Origin of the sequence: Streptomyces sp. NPDC056452, assembly GCF_042796085.1 — a bacterium.
Classification (GTDB): Bacteria; Actinomycetota; Actinomycetes; order Streptomycetales; family Streptomycetaceae; genus Streptomyces.
Genome location: NZ_JBHTRI010000024.1, coordinates 92,780 through 119,281 on the forward strand (window position 1 = coordinate 92,780; position 26,502 = coordinate 119,281).

24 protein-coding genes are annotated in these 26,502 nt (G+C 71.8%); 14 read left to right on the forward strand and 10 right to left on the reverse strand.

The window, feature by feature from the left end; translation table 11 throughout:
• Positions 1-26: 26 nt before the first annotated feature.
• The 6 genes from ACFQ6X_RS23380 to ACFQ6X_RS23405 all read right to left on the reverse strand — a co-directional run bounded on the left by ACFQ6X_RS23380 (position 27) and on the right by ACFQ6X_RS23405 (position 8,805).
• Complete coding sequence (locus ACFQ6X_RS23380; RefSeq protein ID WP_351177333.1) at positions 27-1,421, reverse strand: aldehyde dehydrogenase family protein; 1,395 nt, start codon at positions 1,419-1,421, stop codon at positions 27-29.
• A 146-nt stretch (positions 1,422-1,567) separates the two neighbouring features.
• A complete protein-coding gene (locus ACFQ6X_RS23385; protein ID WP_383184306.1) occupies positions 1,568-2,905 on the reverse strand; it encodes an ABC transporter ATP-binding protein in 1,338 nt (445 codons plus the stop codon).
• A 140-nt stretch (positions 2,906-3,045) separates the two neighbouring features.
• On the reverse strand, positions 3,046-4,350 hold the full coding sequence (locus tag ACFQ6X_RS23390; RefSeq protein WP_383184307.1) for an MFS transporter: 1,305 nt from the start codon (positions 4,348-4,350) through the stop codon (positions 3,046-3,048).
• Entirely contained in the window at positions 4,350-5,753 is a 1,404-nt protein-coding gene (locus tag ACFQ6X_RS23395) for a CitMHS family transporter (RefSeq protein WP_383184308.1), read from the reverse strand. Before ACFQ6X_RS23395 ends, ACFQ6X_RS23390 begins: the two co-directional genes overlap by 1 nt.
• 121 nt (positions 5,754-5,874) lie before the next feature.
• Entirely contained in the window at positions 5,875-8,055 is a 2,181-nt protein-coding gene (locus ACFQ6X_RS23400) for a molybdopterin oxidoreductase family protein (protein WP_383184309.1), read from the reverse strand.
• A gap of 138 nt (positions 8,056-8,193) precedes the next feature.
• Positions 8,194-8,805 (reverse strand): TetR family transcriptional regulator, encoded by a 612-nt coding sequence (locus tag ACFQ6X_RS23405; protein WP_383184310.1) that lies wholly within the window; start codon positions 8,803-8,805, stop codon positions 8,194-8,196.
• Between the two features lie 253 nt (positions 8,806-9,058).
• On the opposite strand from ACFQ6X_RS23405, the gene hmgA reads away from it, so the two are divergent.
• From hmgA to ACFQ6X_RS23420, 3 genes are all read left to right on the forward strand, one after another.
• Complete coding sequence (gene hmgA, locus ACFQ6X_RS23410) at positions 9,059-10,378, forward strand: homogentisate 1,2-dioxygenase (RefSeq protein ID WP_383184311.1); 1,320 nt, start codon at positions 9,059-9,061, stop codon at positions 10,376-10,378.
• Between the two features lie 43 nt (positions 10,379-10,421).
• Complete coding sequence (locus ACFQ6X_RS23415) at positions 10,422-11,198, forward strand: GntR family transcriptional regulator (protein ID WP_383184312.1); 777 nt, start codon at positions 10,422-10,424, stop codon at positions 11,196-11,198.
• A 70-nt stretch (positions 11,199-11,268) separates the two neighbouring features.
• Positions 11,269-12,510 (forward strand): type ISP restriction/modification enzyme, encoded by a 1,242-nt coding sequence (locus ACFQ6X_RS23420; protein ID WP_383184313.1) that lies wholly within the window; start codon positions 11,269-11,271, stop codon positions 12,508-12,510.
• An 18-nt stretch (positions 12,511-12,528) separates the two neighbouring features.
• Here the strand turns inward: ACFQ6X_RS23420 and ACFQ6X_RS23425 are convergent, their stop codons facing one another.
• Entirely contained in the window at positions 12,529-13,239 is a 711-nt protein-coding gene (locus tag ACFQ6X_RS23425; RefSeq protein ID WP_329212694.1) for a TetR/AcrR family transcriptional regulator, read from the reverse strand.
• 63 nt (positions 13,240-13,302) lie between these two features.
• Between ACFQ6X_RS23425 and ACFQ6X_RS23430 the strand changes: the two genes are divergently transcribed.
• The 3 genes from ACFQ6X_RS23430 to ACFQ6X_RS23440 all read left to right on the forward strand — a co-directional run bounded on the left by ACFQ6X_RS23430 (position 13,303) and on the right by ACFQ6X_RS23440 (position 16,398).
• The gene (locus tag ACFQ6X_RS23430; RefSeq protein WP_383184314.1) at positions 13,303-14,271 is read left to right on the forward strand and encodes an ATP-binding cassette domain-containing protein; all 969 of its coding nucleotides are present in this window, start codon (positions 13,303-13,305) and stop codon (positions 14,269-14,271) included.
• Positions 14,268-15,098, forward strand: a complete 831-nt coding sequence (locus tag ACFQ6X_RS23435; protein ID WP_383184315.1) for an ABC transporter permease — start codon at positions 14,268-14,270, stop codon at positions 15,096-15,098. Before ACFQ6X_RS23430 ends, ACFQ6X_RS23435 begins: the two co-directional genes overlap by 4 nt.
• A gap of 70 nt (positions 15,099-15,168) precedes the next feature.
• Positions 15,169-16,398, forward strand: coding sequence for a CaiB/BaiF CoA transferase family protein (locus tag ACFQ6X_RS23440; protein ID WP_383184316.1), 1,230 nt, complete (start codon positions 15,169-15,171; stop codon positions 16,396-16,398).
• Positions 16,399-16,410: 12 nt separating this feature from the next.
• Here the strand turns inward: ACFQ6X_RS23440 and ACFQ6X_RS23445 are convergent, their stop codons facing one another.
• Together ACFQ6X_RS23445 and ACFQ6X_RS23450 are read right to left on the reverse strand one after the other, a co-directional pair.
• On the reverse strand, positions 16,411-16,674 hold the full coding sequence (locus ACFQ6X_RS23445) for a hypothetical protein (protein WP_329212691.1): 264 nt from the start codon (positions 16,672-16,674) through the stop codon (positions 16,411-16,413).
• Positions 16,675-16,889: 215 nt separating this feature from the next.
• A complete protein-coding gene (locus ACFQ6X_RS23450) occupies positions 16,890-17,699 on the reverse strand; it encodes an SGNH/GDSL hydrolase family protein (RefSeq protein WP_383184317.1) in 810 nt (269 codons plus the stop codon).
• Between the two features lie 248 nt (positions 17,700-17,947).
• On the opposite strand from ACFQ6X_RS23450, the gene ACFQ6X_RS23455 reads away from it, so the two are divergent.
• The 6 genes from ACFQ6X_RS23455 (at position 17,948) to ACFQ6X_RS23480 (ending at position 24,562) form a co-directional block, all read left to right on the forward strand.
• Positions 17,948-18,274 (forward strand): hypothetical protein, encoded by a 327-nt coding sequence (locus ACFQ6X_RS23455; protein ID WP_383184318.1) that lies wholly within the window; start codon positions 17,948-17,950, stop codon positions 18,272-18,274.
• Positions 18,275-18,683: 409 nt separating this feature from the next.
• Complete coding sequence (locus tag ACFQ6X_RS23460; protein WP_383184319.1) at positions 18,684-19,454, forward strand: glycosyltransferase family 2 protein; 771 nt, start codon at positions 18,684-18,686, stop codon at positions 19,452-19,454.
• Positions 19,451-20,497, forward strand: coding sequence for a glycosyltransferase (locus ACFQ6X_RS23465; protein WP_383184320.1), 1,047 nt, complete (start codon positions 19,451-19,453; stop codon positions 20,495-20,497). The genes ACFQ6X_RS23460 and ACFQ6X_RS23465 overlap by 4 nt, the downstream gene beginning before the upstream one ends.
• A gap of 20 nt (positions 20,498-20,517) precedes the next feature.
• Positions 20,518-21,318 (forward strand): polysaccharide deacetylase family protein, encoded by an 801-nt coding sequence (locus tag ACFQ6X_RS23470; RefSeq protein WP_383184342.1) that lies wholly within the window; start codon positions 20,518-20,520, stop codon positions 21,316-21,318.
• 159 nt (positions 21,319-21,477) lie between these two features.
• On the forward strand, positions 21,478-23,346 hold the full coding sequence (locus ACFQ6X_RS23475) for a hypothetical protein (protein ID WP_383184321.1): 1,869 nt from the start codon (positions 21,478-21,480) through the stop codon (positions 23,344-23,346).
• Between the two features lie 121 nt (positions 23,347-23,467).
• Positions 23,468-24,562, forward strand: coding sequence for a DUF5925 domain-containing protein (locus ACFQ6X_RS23480; protein WP_383184322.1), 1,095 nt, complete (start codon positions 23,468-23,470; stop codon positions 24,560-24,562).
• Between the two features lie 54 nt (positions 24,563-24,616).
• On the opposite strand, the gene ACFQ6X_RS23485 is transcribed toward ACFQ6X_RS23480, so the two are convergent.
• Entirely contained in the window at positions 24,617-24,991 is a 375-nt protein-coding gene (locus ACFQ6X_RS23485) for a GntR family transcriptional regulator (protein ID WP_383184323.1), read from the reverse strand.
• 110 nt (positions 24,992-25,101) lie between these two features.
• On the opposite strand from ACFQ6X_RS23485, the gene ACFQ6X_RS23490 reads away from it, so the two are divergent.
• On the forward strand, positions 25,102-26,022 hold the full coding sequence (locus ACFQ6X_RS23490) for a GNAT family N-acetyltransferase (protein ID WP_383184324.1): 921 nt from the start codon (positions 25,102-25,104) through the stop codon (positions 26,020-26,022).
• Positions 26,003-26,497 (forward strand): DUF402 domain-containing protein, encoded by a 495-nt coding sequence (locus tag ACFQ6X_RS23495; RefSeq protein ID WP_383184325.1) that lies wholly within the window; start codon positions 26,003-26,005, stop codon positions 26,495-26,497. The genes ACFQ6X_RS23490 and ACFQ6X_RS23495 overlap by 20 nt, the downstream gene beginning before the upstream one ends.
• Positions 26,498-26,502 lie beyond the last annotated feature (5 nt).

Below are 26,502 nucleotides of genomic sequence, written 5' to 3' on the forward strand. Positions count from 1 at the left end.
AGACTCCTTGGCGGTCGGTGAAGGGCTCAGAACTGGAGGGACTTGGTCTGCAGGTACTCGGCGAGGCCGTGCGGGCCGAGCTCGCGCCCCACTCCCGACTGCTTGTAACCGCCGAACGGCGCCAGCGGGTTGAACCGGCCGCCGTTGATGTCCACCTGTCCGGTGTCCATGCGGCGGGCGAAGGCCACGGCCTCGGCGTCGTCGGCGGCCCAGACGGCCCCGGCCAGCCCGTACACGGTGTCGTTGGCGATCCGCAGGGCGTCGTCCACGTCCTCGTACCGCAGGATCGAGAGGACCGGGCCGAAGATCTCCTCCCGCGCGATGGTCATACCGGGCGTGACGTCGGCGAACACGGTGGGGCTGACGTAGTACCCCTGCTCCTTGGGCGCCTCGGGGCCCCCTGCGACGAGGCGGGCGCCCTCCTCGATGCCCTTCTCGATGTATCCGCGCACCCGGGCCTGCTGCTTGGCGTTGACGACGGGGCCGACCCGCTCCCCGGGTACGTACTTCGCGACGGCCGCCGCGGCGAGGGCCACGGCCTCCTCGTACCGCTCGCCGTCGACCAGCATCCGGGTCCACGCGCTGCACGTCTGGCCCGAGTTGGACATCACGTTGGCGACACCGACGTTGACGGCCTTGGCGAGATCGGCGCCGGGAAGGATGACGTTGGCGGACTTGCCGCCGAGCTCCAGGGCGACGCGCTTGACCGCCGCGCCCGCCGTGGCGCCGATCCGCCTGCCGACAGCCGTGGACCCGGTGAAGGAGACGAGGTCGACGTCCGCGTGCTCGGCGAGTGCCTGTCCGGCGACCGGGCCGAGGCCCGTGACCAGGTTGAAGACGCCGGCGGGCAGCCCTGCCTCCTGGGTGACCTCGGCGAAGAGCTGGGCGGTGAGCGGGGTGTCCTCGGCCGGCTTGAGCACGACGGTGCAGCCCGCCGCGAGCGCGGGGGCGACCTTGGCGACGATCTGGTGGAGGGGGTAGTTCCAGGGGGTGATCGCCCCGACGACCCCGACGGGCTCCAGCAGGACGGTGGAGTTGCCCAGCTTCTCCTCGAAGGAGTAGGAGGCGGCCAGTTCGGCGTACGAGCCGGCGACCAGCACCGGTACGCCCGCGTGCACCATCTGGGACAGCGGCAGCGGCGAGCCCAGTTCCGCGGTGACGGTCTCGGCGATCTCGTCCTTGCGGGCGGCCAGCACGTCGCGCAGGGCGGCGATCCGTGCGGCGCGCTCGGCGGGCGGGGTGGCCGCCCAGCCGGGGAACGCGGCGCGTGCGGCGCGTACCGCGGCGTCGACGTCCTCGGCGGTGCCCGCCGGAACGTGGCCGATGACCTGCTCGTCCGCCGGATTCACGACCGCGATCGTGTCCCGGCCCGCGGCGGGCCGCCACTCCCCGCCGATGTACATCCCGTCATGCGCCTTCATGGCTGTTCCTCCCGGGCTTGCTGTGCCTGCCGCCGTAGCCGTGCATCGTACGGACGGATGCCGTCCCGGCCCCAAACTAGCGCTGTTAGTTTTTCGGCGCCAGGGAACGGCTGGAGACACAGGTCACGCGCGGCGGCGGCCGGCGGTCACACGTCGAGCCCCGGAATGACCTTGGGCAGGGGGCAGATCCGGCGCCCCGAGTGGTCGAAGACGTACAGATGCGCCAGGTCGACGAGGAGCGGCACCTGCCCGCCGGCCCGCAGCCGCATGTCGGGGCCGGTGCGCACCACGAGGTCGCTCGCCGTGACGGCCGGCCGGTCGGGGCTGCGCACGGCGTACGGTTCCGCGTCCGGCTTGTCGAGTACGGCGACGGAACCGGTGGCGCGCTGCTTCAGGCGTTCCAGTACACCGATCCCGCCACCGGATGCGCGGCGGCGGCGCTGGGGCGACTGCTGGCGGGCCGACTCCAGATCGGGCACCACCGCGGGCTGTGAACCCGTGTTGAGGTGGACGAGCGCCTCGTGCCCCTGGTACTCGACGTGCTCGACGATGCCGCTGAGCGCGACCTCGCCCCGGCGGGCATGGCTGGGCGGGGCGATCCGGACCGCCTCGGAGCGCAGGCCCACGATGATCCGGCGGCCCTGCTGGATACGGAGCAACTGGTGGTCGGGGCTGAGGGGTTCGGGCAGCGGCAGGCGCTGCCGGCCGAGGTCGATGGACATGCGCCCCTCGAGCGGGGCGTGGACGACGGCCTGGAGCAGATTGATCCTGGGGGTGCCGATGAACGCGGCGACGAACACGTTCTCGGGTGTCGCGTAGACCTCGCGCGGCGTGCTGACCTGCTGGAGCACCCCGCCGCGCATCACCGCGACCCGGTCGCCGAGCGACATCGCCTCGGCCTGGTCGTGCGTGACGTACACGGTGGTGACGCCCAGTTCCCGGGTGAGCTGGGAGATCTCGGCCCGCAGGTGGTTGCGCAGCTTCGCGTCCAGGTTGGACAGCGGCTCGTCCATCAGGAAGGCGGAGGGATGGCGCGAGATGGCCCGGCCCATCGCGACCCGCTGGCGCTCGCCGCCGGAGAGCTGGCCGGGGTAGCGGTCCAGCACGCTTTCGATGCCGAGCATCCTGGCCGTGGCCTCGACGCGCTCGCTGTTGTCCCTGCGCGGGTTCTCCAGCTTCAGCGGGAAGCCGATGTTGGCGCGATTGGTCATGTTCGGGTAGAGCGCGAAGTTCTGGAAGACCATGGCCATGCCGCGTTCGCGCGGCGACACGTGGTTCGCGGGCTCGCCGTCGAGCAGCAGCTCCCCCTCGGAGATCTCCTCCAGACCCGCGATCATGCGGAGCACGGTCGACTTGCCGCAGCCCGACGGCCCCAGCAGCACGACGAACTCGCCCGGGTCGACGGACAGCGAGAAGTCGTCGACGGCACGAGGAGCCCGTCCGTACGTCTTGCTCACGCTGTGCAGGGAGATGGCACGAGTCATGGTTCCGCCCGGGGAGGTGGGTGGGCTGCACGTGGGGAGCGGCTGCGTGGCCGAAGTTAGCCCACTGGGCGGGGTGTGGGAATGACTCGTGCGCAGGTTAAAAAGTTAAGTCGGCAAAGTGGCGGAGCAGGCCGGATGTGTCAGGTGGGGTTCCGGTTCTCGCAGGGGCGTTCGGTCCGTGGCACGGGTGCGGCCGGAGAGGATGCCGCGGCCTTGTTCCGGCCCGCGGAATCCGCACCCCGGGTCCCGGCCGCGGGTTCTTCGGCCTTCGTCCGGCCGCCGCGCAGACCGAGTCCGGCGGCCCCGACGAGCAGCACGCCCAGCATCACGAACGGTGCGGCGCTGCCCGCGATTCCGGCGGTCAGACCCGCCGTCGCGGGGGCGGCCACCTGGCCGAGGCGGTTTCCGGTCAGCCGGAGGGCCAGTGCGGTGGAACGCGCCTTCGCGGGGGCGGCGCGTACGACGGTGGTCATCGACAGGGGCTGGCCCACTCCCAGGCAGAAGCCGAGTAGAGCGAGCATCACTGCGAGCACCGGGACGGGTACGGGCAGCGCGATGGCCGCGCAGATCAGGCCCCCGAGCAGGCAGGTCGTGGTGAGCAGCGCGTTCCGGCCGAGGACCCGCAGCATCGGCGTCATCGCCAGCCGGCAGGCGATGGTCGCGGCGGCCCGGAGACTCAGCAGCAGTCCGACGGTGGCGGGTGCGATGCCGCGTTGCTCGCCGACGACCGGCAGGTAGGCGGTGAGGATGTCGGTGGCGGAGAGCACGGCGAGGCTGATGAAGATGCCGGCCGGGACGCCACGGGTGCGCAGGATCCGGCCGACCGGTACCTTCCGGGCGGCCTCCGAGGGGGAGCCGGCGACCGTCCGGTGCTCGATGCGCCACAGCGCGGTGAAGGAGACGACGGCAACGGCTGCGGAGACGAGGAGGGCGAGGGCGCTGGTACGGGCCATGGCGCCGTCCCGCTCCGAGATGAGGTATCCGGCGGCGATCGGGCCGATGAGCTGGCCGAGGGAGGCGCCGATGGTGAAGTGGCCGAAATTGCGGTCCTGTTCGGCGGGAGCCGACTGCCGTGCGACGAGTGACTGCGCGCCGATCACGAAGCAGAGGTGGCCGAGGCCCATGAGTCCGCTCCAGGCCGCCAGCGCCGGGAGGGAACCGGCCGTGCCGCTGAGTGCGCAGCCCCCGCCGATCAGTACGACCCCGAGCGGCAGCAGGGGGGCGCAGCGGCCGTGGTCGGTCCTGCGGCCCAGCGGTACGGCGGCGAAGAGCGGCAGGAGCGCGTACACGCCGGCGATGACGCCGATCGCGCTCTCGTCCGCGCCGAGCGAGAGGGCCCGGTAGGAGACGGCAGGCCGCGCCATCGACACCGCTCCCTGGGCGAAGGCGAAGGCGATGACGAGGCGCAGCAGCCAGCCCCTGCCGGGCCGTGGTTCCGCAGGCATCAGATGATGCCGAAGAGGATTCCGGCGCCGAGGACCACCAGCGAGGTGAGCACGGCCCACTTGACGGTGAACTTGGTGTGGTCGCCGAACTCGACCTTCGCCATGCCGACCAGGACGTAGACCGCGGGCACGAGCGGGGACGACATGTGCAGGGGCTGGCCCACCAGGGAGGCCCGGGCGATCTCCAGCGAGGAGACGCCGTGGGCGGCACCGGCCTCGGCGAGCACGGGCAGGACGCCGAAGTAGAAGCCGTCGTTGGACATGAAGTAGGTTAGGGGGAGGCTCAGTACGCCGGTGACGACGGCCATGTGCGGGCCCATCGCGTCGGGGATGGCCCCGACCAGCCAGTCGGCCATGTGATCGACCATGCCGGTGCCGGTGAGCACCCCGGTGAAGACGGCGGCGGCGAAGACCATGCCGGAGACGTTGAGCACGTTGTCGGCGTGGGCGGCGATGCGGGCCCGCTGGTCGGGCATGTGGGGGAAGTTGACCGTGAGGGCGAGGGCCGCGCCGAGGAGGAAGAGCACCGGGATCGGCATCAGTTCCAGGATCATCGACGCCAGCAGGGCGACGGTGAGGCCGGCGTTGAACCAGTAGAGCTTGGGGCGCAGGGTCGGCCTGTCGGGGTCGAGCCCCTTGAAGTCCTCGCCGCTGTCGTCGGCCGCGTGGTCCTCGGCGGCGTCTCCGCCGCCCGTGGACGCCGTGCCCTTCACCAGCCGGTCACCGCCGCCGCCCGCGCCGACGAGAACGGTCTCGGGCTCCCGCACGAGCACCTCGTCGAGAGTGAGTGTGCCGAGGCGCTTGCGCTCGCGACGGCCCAGGACGCACGCCAGGAGGATGACGGCGAGGAGTCCGACGGCGAGGGCCGGGATCATCGGGACGAAGATGTCGGCCGCGTCCAGCTTGAGCGCGGTGGCCGCGCGGGCGGTGGGACCGCCCCAGGGCAGGGTGTTCATGACACCGTTGGCCGTGGCGGCGACACCGGTCATCACGACCAGGCTCATCTTCAGCCGCTTGTAGAGCGGATACATGGCCGAGACGGTGATCATGAAGGTGGTGGAGCCGTCACCGTCCAGCGAGACGATCGCGGCGAGCACCGCCGTACCGATGACGATCCGCATCGGGTCGGCCTTGCAGAAGCGCAGGATGCCCCTGACGACGGGATCGAAGAGTCCGACGTCGATCATCACGCCGAAGTAGACGATGGCGAACATCAGCATCGCCGCGGTCGGCGCGAGGGTGCCGACGCCTTCGATGACGTAGTCGCCGAGCTTCGCACCCTGCCCGACGGCTACGCAGAAGAGTGCGGGTATCAGGACCAGCGCCGCGATCGGCGACATCTTCTTCATCATGATCAGGACCAGGAAGGTCGCGATCATGGCAAATCCGAGGATTGTCAGCATGTGGGATACCTAACGTTCACCTTTGAACTCTCACCGGTCTCGGCGGTTCGGATGACGTTAGGTGTCCCGTCGGGCGGTTAACAAGATGTTGACGTGTGAGCAATACGAGCAAAACCCCAGGTCAGAGAGTTGGTGCTACGGAGACCGGGACGGCGTTGAGCACAGCGGTCCCGGACAGCGGGTCCAGGAGCGTGCCGTCGAGCAGCTGGTTCACATTGACTCCCGGCCCGGTCTCGGCGACGGACATGCGTGTGCCCGGGCGGCTGTGCCCCCAGCCGTGCGGAAGGCTCACGACTCCGGTCCGTACCGCGTCGGTGATCTCTGCGGGCGCCTCGACCTCGCCGCCCGCCGCGGTGATCCGTGCCGTGGCGCCGTCGGCGAGCCCGATACGGGCGGCGTCGTCGGGGTGGATCTGCAGGGTGCAGACGTTCGAGCCGCCGCGGAGGGAGGAGACGTTGTGCATCCAGCTGTTGTTGGAGCGCAGATGGCGGCGGCCGACGAGGACGAGACCGGTGGGCCGTTCGTCCAGTGCCTCCCGGAGCCGTGGCAGGTCTGCGGCGATGGGGGCGGGGAACAGCTCGATGCGGCCGCTGCGGGTCCTGAGCAGCTCCGGGACACGGGGCTTCAGCGGACCGAGGTCGATGCCGTGCGGATGCGCCAGGAGCCCTTCCAGCGTGAGGTCGTACGGGCCGAGGCGCAGCATCAGGTCGAGGCGCCGCTCGGGGCCGGTGCGGCCCGTCAGCTCGGCGGCGAACTCCTCGGGGAGGCCGGCCTTGCCGAGGGTGGCGGCGATGGCCATGTCGTCGACCGCTTCGGGCGCTGCCCCGTGCATACCGCCGACGGCGAGGACGAGCCGGGCGAGGATCTCGCTCTCGGCCATGCGGTCGTCCTCCAGCGGGACGGCCGCGCGCGTGTAGCGGACCTGGTTGTGCACGGCGAGGGAGTTGAGGGCGAAGTCGAAGTGGGCGCTCTGCGAGGGCGGCGGCGGGGGCAGCACGACGTCCGCGTGGCGTGAGGTCTCGTTGAGGTACGGGTCGACGCTGACCATGAAGTCGAGGCCCTCGGCGAGCGCCCGGTCGAGCCGGTCGCCGTCCGGCGCGGAGAGCACCGGGTTGCCCGCGACGACGACGAGGGCACGGATCCGCCCCTCCCCCGGGGTCTCGATCTCCTCGGCGAGTGCGACGACGGGGAGCTCGCCCTTGGCCTCGGGGTGCCCGGAGACACGGCTCGCCCAGCGGCCGAGCGCGAAGCCCTTGCCGGGGGCGGCGGCACGGGGTGCGCGGGCGGTGGCGGAGAGCGGGAAGAGTGCGCCGCCGGGGCGGTCGAGGTTGCCGGTGAGGATGTTGAGTACGTCGACCAGCCAGCTCGCCAGGGTGCCGTGTTCGACGGTGCAGCTGCCGATGCGTCCGTAGACGGCCGCGGCGGGGGCTGCGGCCAGTTCGCGGGCGATCGTACGAATGGTGGCGGCGTCGATGTCGCAGGCGGCGGCCACCGCTTCGGGCGTGAAGTCCTCGATGGCCTCGGCCAGTTCGTCGTAGCCGTCGAGGTGCTCGGTCAGCACGCCGGGGTCCGCGAGCTTCTCCTCGATGAGGACCTGGGTGAGCGCGGCGAGCAGGAGGGCGTCGGCCCCGGGGCGGATCGCGACGTGCCGGTCCGCGAGACGGGCGGTGCGGGTGCGGCGCGGGTCGATGACGGTGAGGGTGCCACCGCGTTTGCGCAGCGCCTTGAGCTTGCCCGGGAAGTCGGGGGCGGTGCACAGGCTCCCGTTCGACTCGAGCGGGTTGGCGCCGATCAGGAGCAGATGGGCGGTGCGGTCCAGGTCGGGTACGGGGATGGCGTTGGCGTCGCCGAAGAGCAGGCCGCTGGAGACGTGCTTGGGCATCTGGTCGAGGGTGCTCGCGGTGAAGACGTTGCGGGTGCCGAGCGCGGAGAGCAGCAGCTGGGGATAGAGCCCGCCGGCCATCGTGTGCACGTTGGGGTTGCCGAGGACGACACCGACCGACTGCTTGCCGTGCTCCTGGACGAGGGCCGGGATCCTCGCGGCGATCAGGTCGAAGGCCTCGCTCCAGGTCGCCTCCCGCAGGACGCCGTCCGTCCGCACGAGCGGGGTGCGCAGCCGGTCGGGGTCGGAGTCCAGACCTCCGAAGGACGCGCCCTTGGGGCAGATGAAGCCCTGGCTCAGGACGTCGTCACGGTCGCCGCGGGCACCGGTGACCGTCGTTCCCTCGATGGTGAGGGTGAGTCCGCAGGTGGCTTCGCAGAGCGGGCAGATACGCAGAGCGGTGCGGGAATCGTGGGACATGGGCCCTCCCCGGGGCGGCGACAGCAGTGGCGCACGGGCATGCGCCGTCGGGCCGCGGACCGCACAGCGGGTGTGAGCTCCCGGCCGGATCGAGCATACCGACCGGTACGGATGCTGGCGAGGTGTTGGCGCCACCTGTCATTCGAGGACCCGCGCGAGATAGGCCTGGATCAGCACGCGGGTCTCCCCTATCAGAGCCGGGTCACCCGACGGGTCGGCGTGGAAGGCGAGTTGGAGCACGGCGTCGGCAGCCTCGACGCAGACCAGTACCGTCCGGAGCAGATCGGTGTCGGGGTCGCGGCCGAGATGACCGGAGAGCAGGGAGGCCAGCCGGCCCGCGACCCTGCGGTTCGACTCGTCGAGCGGGTCGCCGGCCGGCGCCGGAGGGCCGAAGTCGACGAGGGCGAAGCCGGGGACCGTGCGCTTCATCGCCAGGTACTCGTCGAGTACGGCGTCGATCGCGCTCCGCCAGTCCTCCGTGGGAATGTCCGCGAGGCGGGCCACGATGCGCTCGGCGTAGAGGTCCAGATTGCGCTCGGCGAGTGCGTCGACCAGGCCCCGCTTGTTGGAGAAGAACCGGTAGACGGATCCGATGGGCACACCGGCACGGTCGGCCACCGCCCGGGTGGAGAGCTGTTCGTAGCCGGTCTCGTCGAGGAGCCCGGCGCAGGCGTCGAGGATCCGGGTGAGGCGTTCTGCACTGCGCTGCTGCACGGGGGCGCGCCGGAGGTTCGTGTTCGCATGGGGCACGGTTCCATGATGCCGTGGGTCCGGCCGGGGGTGAGTCCACCGTGCGCGGGCCCGGAGGCCCGGTTCGCCGGTCCCGCCCGGCCCGCAGCACCCGTATCCGCACCTGTTCCCGCCGCGTTTCCGCACCGGCCGTCACGGACACGGCACAGCGGTCCCCGTATGCCGTTGACGGGCGGCGTTTCGATTCCTACGGTTGACCATAGGATTCTTCGTCAGGGGATCCATGGGATTCCTCTTCCAACGGGAGCGCATGATGAGTGGCACCGAACAGGCCAGGAAGACGGCGGAGACTCTCACGTACAGCACCGGTTTCGGCAACGAGCACGGCTCGGAGGCCGTCCCGGGAGCGCTTCCGCACGGCCGGAACTCACCGCAGCGCGCACCGCTCGGGCTCTACGCCGAGCAGCTGAGCGGCTCGGCCTTCACCGAACCCCGCGCACGCAACCACCGCTCCTGGCTCTACCGGATCCGCCCCTCGGCGGCCCATCCCCCGTTCGTCCGCGTCGACAACGGCGCGCTGCGCACCGCTCCCTTCACCGAGGCGGTTGCCGATCCCAACCGGCTGCGCTGGGACCCGCTCCCCGAGCCCGCGCCGGGTACGGACTTCCTGGCCGGCCTGTGGACGCTGGGCGGCAACGGCGACGCGACGCAGCGCACCGGCATGGCCATCCACCTCTACAGCGCGAACTCCTCCATGACGGACCGGGTGTTCAGCGACTCCGACGGTGAGCTCCTGATCGTGCCCGAGCGCGGCGGCCTCCTGGTCCGTACCGAACTGGGACTGCTGCGCCTCGAACCCGGCCATGTGGCGCTCGTGCCGCGCGGTGTCCGCTTCCGTGTCGAGCTCCTGGACGCCACCGCCCGCGGGTACGTCTGCGAGAACTACGGGCAGCCGTTCGTCCTGCCCGATCTGGGCCCTATCGGCGCCAACGGCCTGGCGGCCGCACGGGACTTCCTGGCGCCCGTCGCGGCGTTCGAGGACCGTGAGGGACCGGTCGAGGTCGTCAACAAGTTCTGCGGGAACCTCTGGTCGGCCACGTACGACCACTCCCCGCTCGACGTCGTCGCCTGGCACGGCAACCACACCCCGTACGTCTACGACCTGCGCCGCTTCAACGTCCTCGGCAGCATCAGCTTCGACCACCCGGATCCGTCGATCTTCACGGTGCTGACGTCCCCGTCCGACACCCCTGGGCTGGCCGGGGTCGACTTCGTCGTCTTCGCCCCGCGCTGGCTGGTCGGCGAGGACACCTTCCGCCCGCCGTACTTCCACCGCAACGTGATGAGCGAGTACATGGGACTCATCGAGGGCGCGTACGACGCGAAGGCGGGCGGCTTCGTGCCCGGCGGCGGCTCGCTCCACAACATGATGTCGGCGCACGGACCGGACCGCGAGACCTTCGACCGGGCGAGCGGCGCGGAGCTGAAGCCGCAGAAGATCGACGACGGGCTCGCGTTCATGTTCGAGACCCGCTGGCCGGTCACGGCGACCGCGCAGGCCGCTGCCGCGGACCATCTGCAGCACGGGTACGACGACGTGTGGCAGGGTCTGAGCCGCAACTTCCGGCCGTGAACCCCCGAAGCCGGCCACTGCCCAGAGAGTCCAGGTGAACCGGATGAACCAGGTGAACGAGGTGAATCACACCCCCGCCTTCGCCCCCGACTCCCTCGTGCTGAACCGGAAGCTCCCCCTGTGGTACCAGGTCTCGCAGTCCCTGCGGGCCTCGATACTGGGCCGCCCCCAGGACGCCTCGCCGCGACTTCCCACCGAGGAGCAGCTCGCCGCGCACTACGGCGTCAGCGTCCTGACCATGCGCCAGGCGCTCAAGGAGCTGGAGACGGAGGGCCTGATCAGCAGGCACCGGCGGCGCGGCACGTTCATCGAGCCGCGCGCCCGGCGGGTGTCGCCGGTGCGGCTGCTGGGTTCGATCGACGCCATCGTCGCCCAGCAGTCGGGTGAGCGGACCACGGTCCTCGGCCACGGCGCCACCCCCGTCCCGGGCGATCTCGCGGAGTTCTTCCCCGACTGCTCCGAGGTGGTCGACTACCGGCGGCTGCGCTGCGACGACGGGACGGGCGAGCCCACCAACTGGGCGGAGAACGCGGTGCGCCCCGAGATCGCGGCCAGGATCGACGTGGCCGATCTCGAGCGGTGGCCGATGACGAAGGTGCTGCGCGACGCCGTCGGCGTACGGATCTCCCGGATCACGGACACGGTCGAGGCCCGTCTCGCCGACCCTGCGACGGCGGAGCTGCTCCAGATCCCGCTGCTCAGCCCGATCCTGCACTACACGGGCGTGACGTACGACGACGACGGGCGGGTGGTGGACGTGGCGCGCATCCGGTACCGGGGGGACCGTTTCTCCTTCTCCGTGACGGTGGAAGCGCACTGACCGCCCCGCCTCCACCGCCCGCCGTTACGATGCCTTGGGCGGCGGACGTGGCGACGGGGAGGACGACACGGTGGCAGCACGGGTGGCGGCCGGAGCCGGCGGGGCCGAGGGGATCCCGCTGCTCGACGACCTCATGCCCTGGTCGGTGCGGCCCCTGAGAACGGGGCGCCCCTGGGTGACCGCGCCGGACGCGGCCTCCCTCAGGGCCCGTTGGGACCTGCTGGTACGGGCCGAGGGCGCCGAGCAGGAACGGCTGTTCCGGTCCAGCCGCTCGCGCAGCCCCCTGACCGCGGCCGCGGCACTGCCGGGCCGCACCACCGCGACGGGCCGGTTCGCCCGGGACCCGGGCCTGTATCCCGAGCCGGTACGGATCCTGCACGGCCCCTTCGACGAGCAGTGGCTGATCCCCGACCAGCGGTTGCTCGACGCGGCCCGCCCCGAGCTGTGGCGGGTGGCCGACGGGCACCAGGTCTTCGCCGTCGAGCACGGATACGTACCGCAGGACACCGGGCCCGCCCTCTCCGTGACGGCGCTCCTTCCCGACGGGCACTCCCCCGCCGGCCGGCCGGGCCGGATACGGCCGCTCTACCGGCGCCCCGGCGGCCGGGAGCCCAATCTCGCGCCGGGCCTGCTCGCTCTGCTGGACACCCGGTACGCGGCCCCGGTCGCCCCGGAGTCCGTCCTCGCCTGGACCCTCGCCGTCGCCCGCCCCTCCCCCGCCGGATGTCTCGTGCCGCTGCCCGCCGACGGCACCCTGTGGGCCGAGGGTGTGGAGCTCGGCCGGGAACTGCTGCGTCTGCAGCTGCGCGGGGCGCGCGGCGGGCAGCGTCCCCGGCTGCCGGGCGGCCGCCGGCCCTATGTGCGGGCCGCGATACCGCCCCGGCCGGCCGCGCTGCGCTACGACCCGGACGACGAGGCGCTCATGCTCGGCGAGGGGCCGGGCGAGGGGCGCATCTCCCCCGTTCCGGCCGGAGCGTGGGAGTTCCGGGTGAGTGGCGTCCGGATGCTGGAGCTCTGGTTCGAGCGCCGCACGGCCCAGGACGGGCGGGAAGGCCTGGAGGCGCTGCGACCGCGCGACTGGCCGCAGGAGTGGACGTCCGAGCTGCTCGAGCTGATCACCGTCCTCGCCCTCCTCGGTGAACTGCGGCCCGCGCAGGAGGCGTTGCGGAAGCGGCTCGCCGCGGAGCCCGCTGTCACCCGCGACGCGCTGCGGGCGGCCGGGGTGGTGCCGGCTCCCGCGACGGCCCGGCGGCCCGCCTCCGTCCTCGACCACCACGAGGAGGGCCCGGAGGGGCAGTTCGCGCTGCTGTGACCCGGCAGACAGCCGCGCCTACCGCTCGAACGAGTCCAGTACCCGGCCCAGCGCCCGGTCGAAGACACCCTCCAGATCGATCGGCCCGGAGTCCTCGGCGAACCCGGCTGCCAGCCGCGGGTACTTGCCGGTCATGATCTGGCTGATCAGATAGTTGGTGCGGGCCGCGTGCTCCTGCTCCTCGGTCCAGGGCAGCGAGCGGCTGCGTTCGGCCGTGGCGATCTCGTTGGCCGTATAGGTGGTGACCACGCCGTTGACCATGGCGATGAGTTCCATCTTTTCGCCGAACCGGGCATCGAGCCCGTCCAGGATGCTCAGCGTGTACTCCATGTAGGCCAGTACGTTCGGGCTGAATCCGTAGACCGGTGACATCAGCCGGGGCACCCAGGTGTGGCGGTGCATCATCGCGCGGGCCTGGTGCGCGAGCGCCGTCATGTCGGCGCGCCAGTCGCCGGACGGCTTCTCCGGCAGGTCGTACCCGCCACTGACCGCGTCGAGCATCAGCTCGTACAGGTCCTCCTTGCGCGGCACGTAGTTGTAGAGCGACATCGTGCCGCAGCCCAGCTCCGCGGCCACCTTGCGCATCGACACCGCGTCCAGGCCCTCGGCGTCGGCGATACGCACGGCGGCTGCCGCGATGTCCGCACGGCTGAAAGCGGGCTTGGGCCCACGGCCCGCCCGCTCGGGGCGCGCCCAGATCACTTCGGGTACAGGGGGTCGCCCCGCCATCGGTCATCACCTCTTGCACCATCGTAGTTACGTACACCGTACGTAGTGCGCTACGGTAGGCCCATGGCAACTACGTACGCTGTACTTAGTGAAGGTCTGGAGAAGCACTACGGAGACGTCCATGCCCTGCGCGGGCTCGACCTCGCCGTCGCCGAGGGCTCCGTCTGCGGTGTGCTGGGGCCGAACGGCGCGGGAAAGAGCACCGCCGTCCGGCTGCTCACCACGCTGACGAGCCCGGACGGCGGCAGCGCGCGGGTCGCCGGCCACGACGTGGTCCGCGAGGCCGCCGCCGTGCGCGCGGCCATCGGAGTCACCGGGCAGAGCACCTCGGTCGACGGCGAGCTCTCCGGGCGGCAGAATCTCCGCCTCTTCGCGCGACTGCTCCGCTTCCGGGGCCCCGCGGGCCGCTCCCGCGCCGACGAGCTCCTCGAACGCTTCGGGCTGACCGAGGCGGCCGACCGCCCCGCCCGCACCTACTCGGGCGGCATGCGCCGCCGCCTCGACCTCGCCGCCGGACTCCTCACCCGCCCGCAGGTGCTCTTCCTCGACGAGCCGACGACCGGCCTCGACCCGCACAGCCGCAACCAGATCTGGGAGGCGGTACGCGAACTGGCGGGGCGCGGCACCACCGTCCTGCTGACCACGCAGTACCTGGAGGAGGCCGACCAGCTCGCCGACGACATCGTGCTGATCGACCGGGGCCGGGCCGCCCACCGGGGCACGCCAATCGAACTCAAGTCCCTCATCGGCAGTTACGCGGAGGTCGTCGTCGCACACGAGTCGGCGCTCGGGGCCGCCGCGGCCGTGCTCGACCAGCTGACCGGCGCCGAACCGACGCTCGACCACGAGCACCGCACCGTCGGCGTCGTCGCGTCCGACGCCACCCTCACGCTGCCGCGCATCGTCCGCGAACTGGACGCGGCGGGTGTCCCGGTGATCGATGCGAGCCTGCGCCCGCCCACCCTCGACGAGGCCTTCCTCCGACTGACCGACCGCGGCGACGTCCGCGCACCGAAGGAGCCGGCAGCATGAGCACGACGACCCCGGTCCACGAGCGGACCCTGACGCCCGCCGTCACGGGCTCCCTGGCGGCCGACAGCCTGGCCATGCTGGGCCGTCAGCTGCAGAAGATCAAAGCCGCGCCGGGTGTGCTGATCCTGACCCAGACCATGCCGATCACGATGCTGCTGTTCTTCGGCTACGTGTTCGGCAGCGCACTGGCGGTCCCCGGGCAGGAGTACCGCTCCTTCCTGGTGCCCGGCCTCCTCGCCGCAACTGCGGCCAACGGCCTCATGACCGGGATGTTCCAGGCGGCCCAGGACTGCGACCGCGGGGTGATGGACCGCTTCCGTACGCTGCCGATGAGCCGGGCCGCCGTACCGCTCGGCTCCACCGCCGCCGAGGTACTGACCACGGCCGTCGGCATGATCCCGCTGATGCTCGTCGGACTCGCGGCGGGCTGGCGGATCGAGGGCGGCCCGGCCGCAGCGCTCGGGGCGTACGGGCTGCTGCTGCTGTTCCGGTTCGCCACGTCCTGGGCGGGTTACTGGCTCGGGCTGCTCATCCGCAACGAGGAGGCCGCGGGGCAGCTGGGCAGTGCCACCTTCATCCTGCCGCTGCTCTCCAGCGCGTACATCCCGACGGACGACATGCCGGGCTGGCTGCGCACCGTCGCCGAGTGGAACCCGATCAGCGCCCTCGCCTCGGCCACCCGCGATCTCTTCGGCAACGCCTCCCCGGCCGAAGGCGCCGCCTGGCCGGTCGCGCACCCGGTGGCGGGCACGCTGGCCTGGGCTGCCGTCCTGCTCGCCGTGTTCGTCCCGCTGACCGTGCGCCGGTACGCACGCGGCACGGACTGAACCACGGGCGAGCGCGAGCGGGGGCGGACGGGATGACAGAAGTGCTGCGCACAGGGTAGGTACGGTGCTCATGAGCACTCAGCCACTCCCCCTGGACGGCATCACCGTGGTCGCGGTCGAGCAGGCCGTCGCCGCCCCCTTCGCCACCCGCCAGCTCGCCGACCTCGGCGCCAGGGTCATCAAGGTCGAGCGTCCCGACGGAGGGGATTTCGCCCGCGGCTACGACACCGCGGCGCGCGGACTCGCCTCCCACTTCGTCTGGTGCAACCGCGGCAAGGAGTCCGTCGCGATCGACCTCAAGGACCCGCGCGGGCTGGCCGTGGTGCGCCGCCTCGTCGCGGACGCCGATGTGTTCGTCCAGAACCTGGCGCAGGGAGCGGCCGCGCGGCTCGGGCTGGACGCCGCCGCCCTCTGCGCCGCACATCCGCGCCTGGTGGCCGTGGACATCTCCGGCTACGGCGCCGAGGGGCCGTACGCGCACAAGCGCGCCTACGACATGCTCGTCCAGTGCGAGGCCGGCCTGGTGTCCGTCACGGGCACCCCCGGACAGCCGGTGAAGGCGGGGATTCCCGCCGCCGACATCGCGGCCGGGATGTACGCCTTCTCCGGTGTGCTCGCGGCGCTGCTGCGGCGCGCCACCACGGGACGCGGCGGTCCGGTGGAGGTCTCGATGCTGGACTCGCTGGCCGAGTGGATGGGGCATCCGCTGCACCACGGGATGCACGGGGGTGAAACCCCGGCGCGCACGGGGCTCGCGCACGCCGTCATCGCCCCCTACGACGCGTACCGCACCGCGGACGGGGAACAGGTGCTGCTCTCCGTGCAGAACGACCGGGAGTGGCGCCGCCTCGCCGAACAGGTGCTGAAGCAGCCGGAGCTCGCGGACGATCCGGCCTTCGCGACGAACACCGCCCGGACGGCGAACCGGGAGCGGACCGATGCGGTGGTGGGGCAGGCACTCGCGCGACTGACCGGCGCGGAGGCGCTCGCCGGGCTGGACACGGCGGGTATCGCCTGCGCACGGCTGAACACCGTCGCGGACGTGGCGGCCCATCCTCAGCTGGCCGCACGGGACCGGTGGCGGGACGTGGCCTCACCGGTCGGCGCGTTGCGCACGCTGCTGCCGCCGATCACGCTGCCGGGCGGGGCGGAGACGCCGATGGGTGCCGTACCGGCGCTGGGGGAACACACCGACGCAACGCTGCGGGCCCTGGGGATGACGGACGAGCAGACAGCAGCACTGCGCCGGGACGGAGTGATCGTGGGCACGGCCCTGAGCGGTGGGCCGGACCGGTCGTGACAGGCCGTCGGGTCAGCGGCGGCTGCCGAAGAGCGAGCGGCGCAGTCGCCGCAGCGGCGCGAAGAGCGAGACACGCGCGCTCCGGCTCCTGCGGGTGTGCGCGGCGTCGCGCGAGGTGAGCTCGAGCATCAGCAGCGTCGCTTCCGCGGACTCACGCTGCGGAACGGCGGGGCCGCCCAGCACTGCGAGATGGCGGTCGAGGCGCGAACTGGTCGCACTGCTCCCACATGTAATGGCAGGCACACGCGCCCTGCTGCGCACCGTTATCTGTTCCATGTCACTCCCCACCCGTACGAGGGCACCCGGCCCGGGCAGGTTAACCCTATCGTCCCGCGATGACACTCGCGTATCCCGGTAACAGGATTACGCACATGTATACGGAGGTTGACGGGCGGTCACCGAATGCCCGCGGATGGAGGAGACCCCGACGGGCGGGGGCCTCCTCCCCGGCGGACGGCCGGACCGGTTGCGCTGCGCGACTACGGGCGGTGTCAGGCCGCCGAGTTGAAGACCGGCAGGTAGCCGCCCGACTGCCCGGCGGCGGTGGGGTGGTAGGACTCGCCGATGTTGAGCCAGTTCACGCTGTGCAGCCAGGCGCTGCCCGAGCAGATCTCGTGGTTGGTGAAGGTGGACGTGACATCACCGAAGGTGAAGCCGTGGTCGGCGGCCCGCTTGGCGGTGGCCGCGTTGAGGTAGTCGGCAGCGCTGTTGATGGCGGCGCGTTCCTTCTCGCTGAGACCCGCGAGGCAGTTGCCGCCGAGTTTGTAGAAGCGGGGATAGCCGAGGACGACGACCCGGGCGGCGGGCGCCTTGGCGCTGATCGCCGAGTACACCGAGTCCAGCCGGCCGGGCAGGGTCGAGTCGACGAAGGAACGGGCGGTGGCGATCCGGCTCAGGCAGGTGGACTCGGACTGCAGGACGCAGGTGGTCATGACGTCGGCGAAGCCCGCGTCATTGCCCCCGATGGAGATCGAGACGAGGTCGGTCGAGGAGTTGACGGGACCGAGCTGACCGGCCGTGACATCGGCCGTACGGGCCCCCGAGCATGCGGTGAAGGAGAACGAGGAGGGCGCGTTGGCGGCGGCCCAGAGCACGGGGTAGGCCCGGGTGCTGCGCTTGCAGTTGCCGCTCGCGCTGTCGTAGCTGCCGGCGCCCACGCCGGAGGAGTACGAGTCGCCGAGAGCCACGTAGTCGACCGCGGCCGCGGATTCTTCGGCGTTGGCGACACCGGCCCCGGTCAGGGCGAGGACGGTGCCGAGCAGGAGAGAGGACGAGAACGCCACGAGTCTGGACATTTTCATGGAACCTCCTTGGGCAGGATCTCTGCCTACTCCGTGGTAGCAGTCACGGCCGCAATTCCGGAAGTGTCCATGCCAAGACCATTCAGCAAGTGCTCCTTGACGGCCTCCTGGCGTTACGTCACATTGAAGTCCGGCATCCGGCGCACTGGGGGGCAAAGTCGCCAATGCGGATCATCAGTAGTGAGACAGGGTCAGTTCGGACAGATGTGCTGCCTCTTGTGACAGGTGGCGCTGCGGCGGTGGCGGGGGTGGGCGCCGCGCTGGCACTCATCGACTTCGACTCACCGATGCGCGCCCCTTTCGCGCTCTTTCACCTCTTCGCAACCCCGGCCGCCGCGCTCTCCGCGTGGCTGCCCGGCATGGACCGCACGGGCCGGCTGGTCGTCTCGGCCTCGGGGTCCCTCGCCGTCAATCTCCTGGCGGCGCAGGCGCTGACCGCGCTGGACAGCAGGTCAGCGCGGAATTCCGTTCTGATCATTTCCGCAGCGGCGCTGATCATTTTCCTGTCGGCCCGGATTCCGAAGGCCTGGAAAGACCGGAGCAATAGGAAGTCACAATTCCGCACGCGAACGTGACAGTCAGGCAAAAATCCGGAAAAAGCGAGACCTCGTGGGAGGTCTTGTCATATAGTTCCACTCGTTAATACCGTCGTACATTCACCCGCAACGGTCCACCACGCAAGGCGGCTCCAGGGGAGGGCTCAGGCAGCCGCGGTGGATACCGGGCGGGGCGCGGTAGGGGGGTGCCGTGCCCAGCGGCCGTACTCAGTCGAGTCGGCCGCCGTGCGGCCAGTTGTGCCAGCTCATCCAGCCAGCTCGGAGTGTCATGCCGTCATGGCCGGGGTGAGAACCCCCCTTTCGAACCGGACCTTTGACCGGACTGCCCGGGGGCGGGCCGTCCACCGGACGAGAGGGAAAAAGACTCATGAGTTCAGTTCTGCCTTCCTCGATCAGATCGACAACCGAAGAGACCGAAGTCGCTCGAATGGAGAGCGAATACCGACCGATCTCTTCCCACCTCGCGATAGCGCCGCCGGTAAGTGTCGTGATCCCCGCCATGAACGAGGCGGAGAATCTTCCCTATGTGTTCAAGACCCTGCCCGACTGGATTCATGAAGTCGTGCTCGTCGACGGGAATTCCACCGACGACACGATCAGGGTGGCCCGTGAACTGCGCCCCGACGTCGTGGTCGTCAAGCAGGTCGGCAAGGGCAAGGGAGACGCCCTGATCAGCGGCTTCGCCGCCTGCACCGGTGAGATCATCGTGATGGTCGACGCGGACGGTTCCGCGGACGGCGAAGAGATCGTCAGCTACGTCTCGGCCCTGGTCGGCGGCGCCGACTTCGCCAAGGGCTCCCGCTTCGCCAACGGGGGCGGCACGGACGACATGACGCCGGTCCGCAAGTTCGGCAACTGGGCGCTGTGCACCGTCGTCAACCGCAAGTTCGGGGCCCGCTACACCGACCTCTGCTACGGCTACAACGCCTTCTGGAAGCACTGCCTGGACAGGATCACCCTGGACTGCACGGGCTTCGAGATCGAGACGCTGATGAACATCCGGGTGGTCAAGGCCGGACTCAGGGTCCAGGAGGTCCCGAGTCACGAGTACAACCGGATCCACGGCGTCAGCAACCTCAGTGCCGTGCGCGATGGGATCCGGGTGCTCCGGGTGATCCTCAGGGAGAAGCGCGTACGCCGTGGCGGGCGCCGGGCGGCCGCCGTGCCCGCGGTCATCGGCCGGGGACAGGTGCTGTGAACCTGCGCGACTTCTCCGTGGTCATCTGTGTGTACACCGAGGACCGCTGGGAGGACATCCTGGCGGCCGTCGGCTCGGTTCGCGCGCAGTCCCTGCCGGCCCGGGAGATCCTGCTGGTGGTGGACCACAACCCGGCGCTGCTGGAGCGGCTGGGCGAGGAGTACGGGCAGCCGGGGCGGTCCGGGGCGGTGCGGGTGCTCGCGAACGCGGGCCCCCGCGGCCTCTCGGCCGGCCGCAACACCGGTATCGCCGCGGCCCGCGGGGAGATCGTCGCGTTCCTCGACGACGACGCCGTGGCCGAACAGGACTGGCTGCGCCACTTCGACAAGGGCTACGACGATCCGCGGGTGATGGCCGTCGGCGGGCGGACCGTGCCCGCCTGGTCCTCGGGCCGCAGGCCCGCCTGGTTCCCCGAGGAGTTCGACTGGGTCGTCGGGTGTACGTACAGGGGGCTGCCGCCCGGCACGGTCCGGGTCCGCAACGTCCTCGGGGGCAACGCGTCGTTCCGGCGCACGGCCTTCGACGCGGCGGGCGGTTTCGCCACCGGGATCGGGCGGGACGGCGACAAGCGGCCGCTGGGCGGCGAGGAGACGGAGCTCTGCATCCGGCTCGCCCGTGCGCTGCCCCGCGCGGTCCTGCTGATCGACGACCGCGCGGTGATCCACCACAAGGTCCCCGCGGTACGGGAGCGCTTCCGTTACTTCCGTACCCGGTGCTACGCCGAGGGGCTCTCCAAGGCACTCGTGTCGCGGAGCGTCGGTGCGGGCAAGGGACTCGAGTCCGAGCGCCGCTACACCACCCGGGTGCTTCCGGCCGGGGTGGTGCGGGGTGTGCGGGACGCGTTGCTCGGCCGGTCGGGAGGCGCCGGCCGGGCGGGCGCCGTCGTGACCGGTGTGCTGGCCGCCGCGGGTGGCTACGTCGTGGGGAGCGTCCGGTCCCGGGGCAACGGGGCGGCGTTCTCCGTACCGGCCGTCGAACGACTGCCCCTGGACGCGGAGGACGCCGGGGCACCCGGCCCGGACGTGCGGGGTGAGCCGTCGTGAGCGTGGCCGTACCGATCCTCATGTACCACGCCGTCGGGTACCGTCCGGCTTCCGCCGCGTACGGCCTCTCCGTCTCGCCCGGCGCCTTCCGGGCGCAGATGGAGATCCTCGCCGGGCGCGGCTTCACCCCGCTCACCACGGCGGCACTCGGAGAGGGCTGGCGCTCGGGGCGGCCCCTGCCGTCCCGGCCCGTGCTGATCACCTTCGACGACGGCTACGAGGGGGTGCACCGGCACGCCCTGCCGCTGCTCGCCGAACACGGCTTCGCCGCCACCGTCTTCGTCTCCACCGGCTGGCTGCGCGGTGCGTACGACGAGGGCGGCGCCCCGGACACCATGCTCGACTGGGGCCAGGTACGGGAACTCGCGGCGACGGGTGTGGAGATCGGGGGCCACAGCCACACCCACCCCCAGCTGGACCAGCTCGACGACGCGCGGCTGCGGGCCGAGACGGTGCGCTGCCGGGACATCATCGCCGCCGAACTGGGCGGGCGCCCGGCCTCCTTCGCCTATCCCTACGGCTACTCCAGCCGCCGGGTGCGGCAGGCGGTGCGGGCGGCGGGCTTCGCCCAGTCCCTCGCCGTGGGCAACGCGCTGGCCCACCGCGGTCAGGGGCCGTACGCCCTGGAGCGGGTGACGGTCCGCCGCAGCACGGGTACCGCCGAGTTCGCACGACTGGTCGAGGGCCGGGCGGTCGCCCGCACCTTCGCCGTGGACCGGACGCTCACGAAGGGCTTCGCGGTCGTACGCGGCGTGCGCCGGACGCGCCGCTGGTTCGGCGGCTCCGGAGCTGCCTCAGGAGCCGCTCCGGGACCGGCCTGATCCAGGGACGGCCGGACTCACCGGACGGGCAACGGCGCCCGTCCGGTGAGTCCGGCTGCCCGCTCCTCGCACTGCCCAGGGACACCCATCGCCGCCCGCAGGCACCCGTCGGCACCCGTCGGCACCCATCGGCACAGGAGAGAGCAGGAGAGAACAGAGATGACCGAGCACCGGCCCGCCTGGGCGCTGAGAACACCGCTGCCGCAGGCCGCCACCGTCCCGAGTTCACCCACGTCACCTCCGTCCCCGACCGCGTCGGCCGGCCCGGGCTTCTTCACGGACACCGCTGCGGACGCCGCCCCTGTCCCGCGCAGTCGCCCCGCGCTCCCCCTGCCGTTCGGCCCCGAGCTCGGTATCGGGCTGCTGCTGGCCGCCGCGCTCGCCCTGTTCTGGCTGCCGTTGCGCTCCCTCGGTGACCGGGAGCTGGACAGGATGGACGACCTGGGGCTCGTCTCCGTACTGCCCGCGACGACCTTTCTGGGGGCCGGGCTGCTCGTGCTGGCCTTCGTCTCGCTCCTCTGGCTCGACCGGCCGCGCCGCGCTCTGCTGACGACCGTACTGCTCGCCACCCTGTTCTCCCTGCACGGTCTGCAGGCCGCGTCGGGTGCCGTTTCCGCGCCGTCCGGGGCGGCGGAGATCCTGGCGGAGTTCACGACGGGAACCCCGGCGGACGCCGCCTCGCTCGCCCGGTGGTGGCCTGCGGCCGTACATCTGCTGGCGCTGGGGCCCCTGTTGCTGATGATGCGGCAGGTCCGGGCGGGCTGGCGGGCTCCGTGGGCCGGTGCGTGGATCTTCGTGCTGAGCTCCTGGGCGGTCCCGGACGGAAGCGCCGCCGAGGGCATCGCCCATCTGCTCCATCTGTCGTTCATCGCCCTGGTACTGGTCCGGATCCGGGCGCCCCGGAACGCGGAACCGGACGCGCGTGAGCGGCCGCCGGGCGAGCTGCCGCCCGGCGAGGCCGAGGTGCGCGCGGAAGGGCTCCGTCCCAGGACCGCCGTCCCTGCGGTCGTCGTCGCCGTGTTCGCCGCCGCGCTGGTCACCCATGCGGCGACTGCCCTGTTCATGCTGGCCGTGCTCACCGGGCTCGTCCTGGCACGCCGTTCGCAGCTGTACGGACCGCTGGTGCTGCTCGCGCTCCTGATCGTGGGGTGGGCCCTGTTCTCCGGCGAGCCGCTGAGGTTGTTCCGTCCATCGGGCGGGACACCGGGGACCGGGGGCGGCACCGAACAGCAACTGCTGTTGCCGGCCGGGGTGGTGCCTGCCGCCGCGGTCCTCCTGCTCGCCTGGTACGGATGGTGGCGGCGGCACAGCCACGGCCACTCGGAACGTACGTTGCTCGTCGTGGCGTTCGCGCCGGTCCCGGTGCTCCTGCTCCGGCCGATGGACGAGGCCGTGGCGGCCCAGGTCTTCGCGTGCGCGCTGCCCGGAACCGCCCTGCTGGCCGCCCTCGCACTGTTCCCGCGTGCCGGGTCCGCAGCGGGGACCGGGACCGCAGCCGGGGCGACAGCGGGCGGGCGGGAGCGCGGCCGGATGGGCGCGGCCCCGGTCGGCGCGCTCCTCGCGGGGCTCGCGCTGACCGGTGGCTTCCTCGTGGTGCGGGGCGGCGATGCCCCGTTCGAACGGGTCACCAGCGGTGAGGCCGAGGCCGTCGCGTACGTGGAGGGGCTTCCCGGCGGTCCGGGGCGGCTGTTGTGGCTGAGCGACGGCAGCGGGGCCGGGCCCGGGCCCGCGCTCTCCCCCGGCATCCTGCGTCCGGCGGCCGCGCCCCGCGATCCGATCCTGGTGGGCGAGCTGGTCGCCGAGCTGCGGGAGGCGGGTCCGCAGGCGTACCTGATGGCCGGTCACCGTCAGGCGGAGTATCTGCGGCTCACCGCGGGGCACTCCGCCTCGTGGGAGCGGCGGCTGGTCCGCAGCCTCGACGCCCGGCCCGATCTGGTGCGCGTCCTGTCGAACGACGACGCGCATCTGTACGCGCTGCGCGGGACGGTCCGGGCAGCGTCGCGCCCGGACTCCGGGCGCGACGGGTGACTTCGGGGCACGCGCCGCGCTGACCTCGGGGTAGGCGGCACGGGGATGCCGTGCGCCCCGGCCGGGAGCAGCTCGCGAAACCTGGGTGCACGGGGTGCCGCCGTGCCGGATCATGGGCGCCATGTCTGCCAACCCTGAGTCCGCTCTGCCGATCCGGCTCACCGTCGACGACAGCGATTCGCCGTCCGACGTCGTCGATGCGCTGTTCCTCGGGCGCTTCGCGACGGGCGAGCAGCCGTACTCGCACAGTTCCTCCCTCGATCGTGTGAAGTCGGGGGCGACCCTCCTGCCGCCGGCGGCCAAGGTCCTGCGGGCGGCCCGGGACGACGACCGCAGCGCCACGCTCGCCGAGGGCGACGGATGGACATTGCTGATCTCGCGGTGGAACCGGGGCGCCGACGTGACGGTCACCGCCACCACCCCGGAGCTGGCGGAGAAGGTGCTGGAACAGGCGACGGACGGCGCGAAGGACGAGCCGGAGCCTCAGCCCGAGAACGTGACGATGGGGTTCTGGTACGTGTCCCCGCGCCGCGGCCCGCACCGCACCACCCGGCAGATCGCCGCGGGGACGTGGGACGAGGTCCGCGCCAACTACACGGCTCCGGTGGCCGATGCCATGGACCGGCTGATGAAGGTCACTCCGGACGACATCTCCGGCCGGCTGCTCCTGCTGCACGGCCCCCCGGGCACCGGCAAGACCTCCGCGCTGCGCACGCTGGCCCGGTCGTGGCGCGACTGGTGCCAGGTCGACTGCGTGCTGGACCCGGAGCGGCTCTTCAACGATGTCGGCTATCTGATGGACATCGCGATCGGTGAGGACGACGGCTCGGCGAAGGGCCGGTGGCGGCTGCTGCTCCTGGAGGACTGCGACGAGCTGATCCGTGGCGAGGCCAAGCACACGGCGGGCCAGGCGCTGTCCCGGCTGCTGAACCTGACGGACGGTCTGCTGGGCCAGGGACGCAACGTCCTGGTGGGGGTGACGACCAACGAGGACCTGGAGCGGCTGCACCCCGCGGTCGTCAGGCCGGGCCGCTGCCTGGCCCGGATCGAGGTGGGCTCACTCACCCGGGCGGAGTCGGTGTCCTGGCTGGGTACGGAGGAGGGCCTGGGCCGGGAGGGTGCGACGCTCGCCGAGCTGTACTCGTTGCGGCGCGGCAGTGCTCCCCCCTCCGTGCCGAAGCAGGACGCGAGGGCGGACGAGGGCCTGTACCTCTGAGCGCCCCTGCGCCTCAGGGCCCTGCGTCGGCCCTGCGTCTCAGGGCCCTTGGGTTCACTGCCCGTAGGCCGCCCGCACCGCGTCCTCGGCCAGCGAGAGTGCCTCGGCCCGCGACAGGCCGAGGCGCCTGGCCCGGTCGGCGTACTCCTGCGCCGCCGTCGCGGCCTTCCGCGCCGCCGCGTCACCCGCGGCCGCGATGAACGTGCCGTTGCGGCCACGGGTCTCGATCACTCCGTCGGCCTCCAGCGCCCGGTAGGCCTTGGCGACGGTGTTGGCGGCGAGGCCCAGTTCCTCGGCGAGGCCGCGTACGGTCGGCAGCCGGTGGCCGACGGGCAGGGCACCGGACCTGGCCTGCTCGGACAGCTGGGTGCGCAGCTGCTCGTACGGGGCGGTGGCGGAGTCCGGATCAATGGCGATCGTCAGGGTCACGGACCGATTCTCCCGCACCGCCCGCCCGCCTCCGACAACCAGGTGGCCGGTCGGGCCCGCCGCCGGAAATTCGGAGGCGGGGTACCCGCACTCCGCGTACCGTCCGGCCCATGACGGTGATCGTTCGTGACTTCCGACCCGCCGACGCGGAGGCCTGGGTACAGGTGCGGCGTGCGGCCCTGCCCTACATGGTGACGACTCCCGAGCAGGTCCTGCGTGACCTGGCCGACGCCCATCCCGACAAGCACTACCGGCTGCTGGTCGCCGAGGAGGACGGCGAGCTGATCGGGACCGCGCAGGTCGGCATCGCCTACGAGACCCCGGAACCGGGTCAGGGGTTCTGCAATCCGTACACCCGTCCGGACAGGATGGGGCGCGGGGCGGGTTCGCTGCTGGTGCGGACCGCCGAGGAGTATCTGGCCGGCGTCGGCGCGGTCGCTGTCCACACGTGGGTCCTCGACGCACCGGCCCACCGCGCGTTCGCCGAGAAGCGCGGCTATGTGGCGAGCCGTCCGGCCCACTTCCTCCATCTGGATCTGGCGCACAGCACACTGCCGCCCCTCCGGAAGGCCCCGGCAGGCGTGGAGTTGCTCACCGCCGCCGACTTCGAGGACGATCCGCGCCCGCTGTTCGAGGCGGACGCCGAGACGACCGCGGACGAGCCGAGCGACACCCCGTCCGAACTCACCGACTACGACGACTGGCTGACGACGACCTGGCGCCGGCCCGGTTTCGACCACGGGCTGACTTCGGTGGTCGTGGCGGACGGCGAGGTGGCGGCGTTCAGCGTGGCGGAGACCGACGGTCTGACCCGCTACTGGTCGGGCATGACCGGCACCCGGCGTGCCTTCCGCGGCCGGGGCCTGGCGAAGCTCGCGAAGAACGACTCGCTGCACCGGGCGCGGGCCGCCGGGTACACGGACGCCTACACCGGCAACGACGCCGGGAACGGCCCGATGCTGGCGATCAACACATGGTTCGGCTACGAGATCTGTGCCACGGAGGTACGGCATGTCCACCGTCTCACCTGAGAACGCCCTGTTCGTCACCCTGGTCAAGGCGGGCAGCACCAAGATCCGGTACCCGGCGGACCTCGTCCGCGACGACAGCACCCGCATCACGGTCCGGGCCCCCTGGGCGGCGCCGCACACCCGGGACTTCGGCTTCGTACGGTTCGAGCCGGGCGACGTCTTCACCGAGCACTACTGGCGCGACCGGTGGTTCGCGGTGAAGGAGGTCCGCACCGGCGGCGGGGAGCTCAAGGGCTGGTACTGCGACATCACGAGGCCCGCCGTCCTGCGGGACACCGAACTCCTGGTCGAGGACCTGGATCTCGACCTGTGGGTGTCGGCGGACGGCTCGTCCGTGCTGCGGCTGGACGAGGACGAGTTCGAGGAGAGCGGCCTGGCCGACCGGGACCCGGCGGCGGCCGGGGCGGCCGTGCGGGCACTGGACGAGCTGGAACAGCTGGCCCGCACCGGAGGCCTGGCGGAACTCCTCGGCTAGAAGCT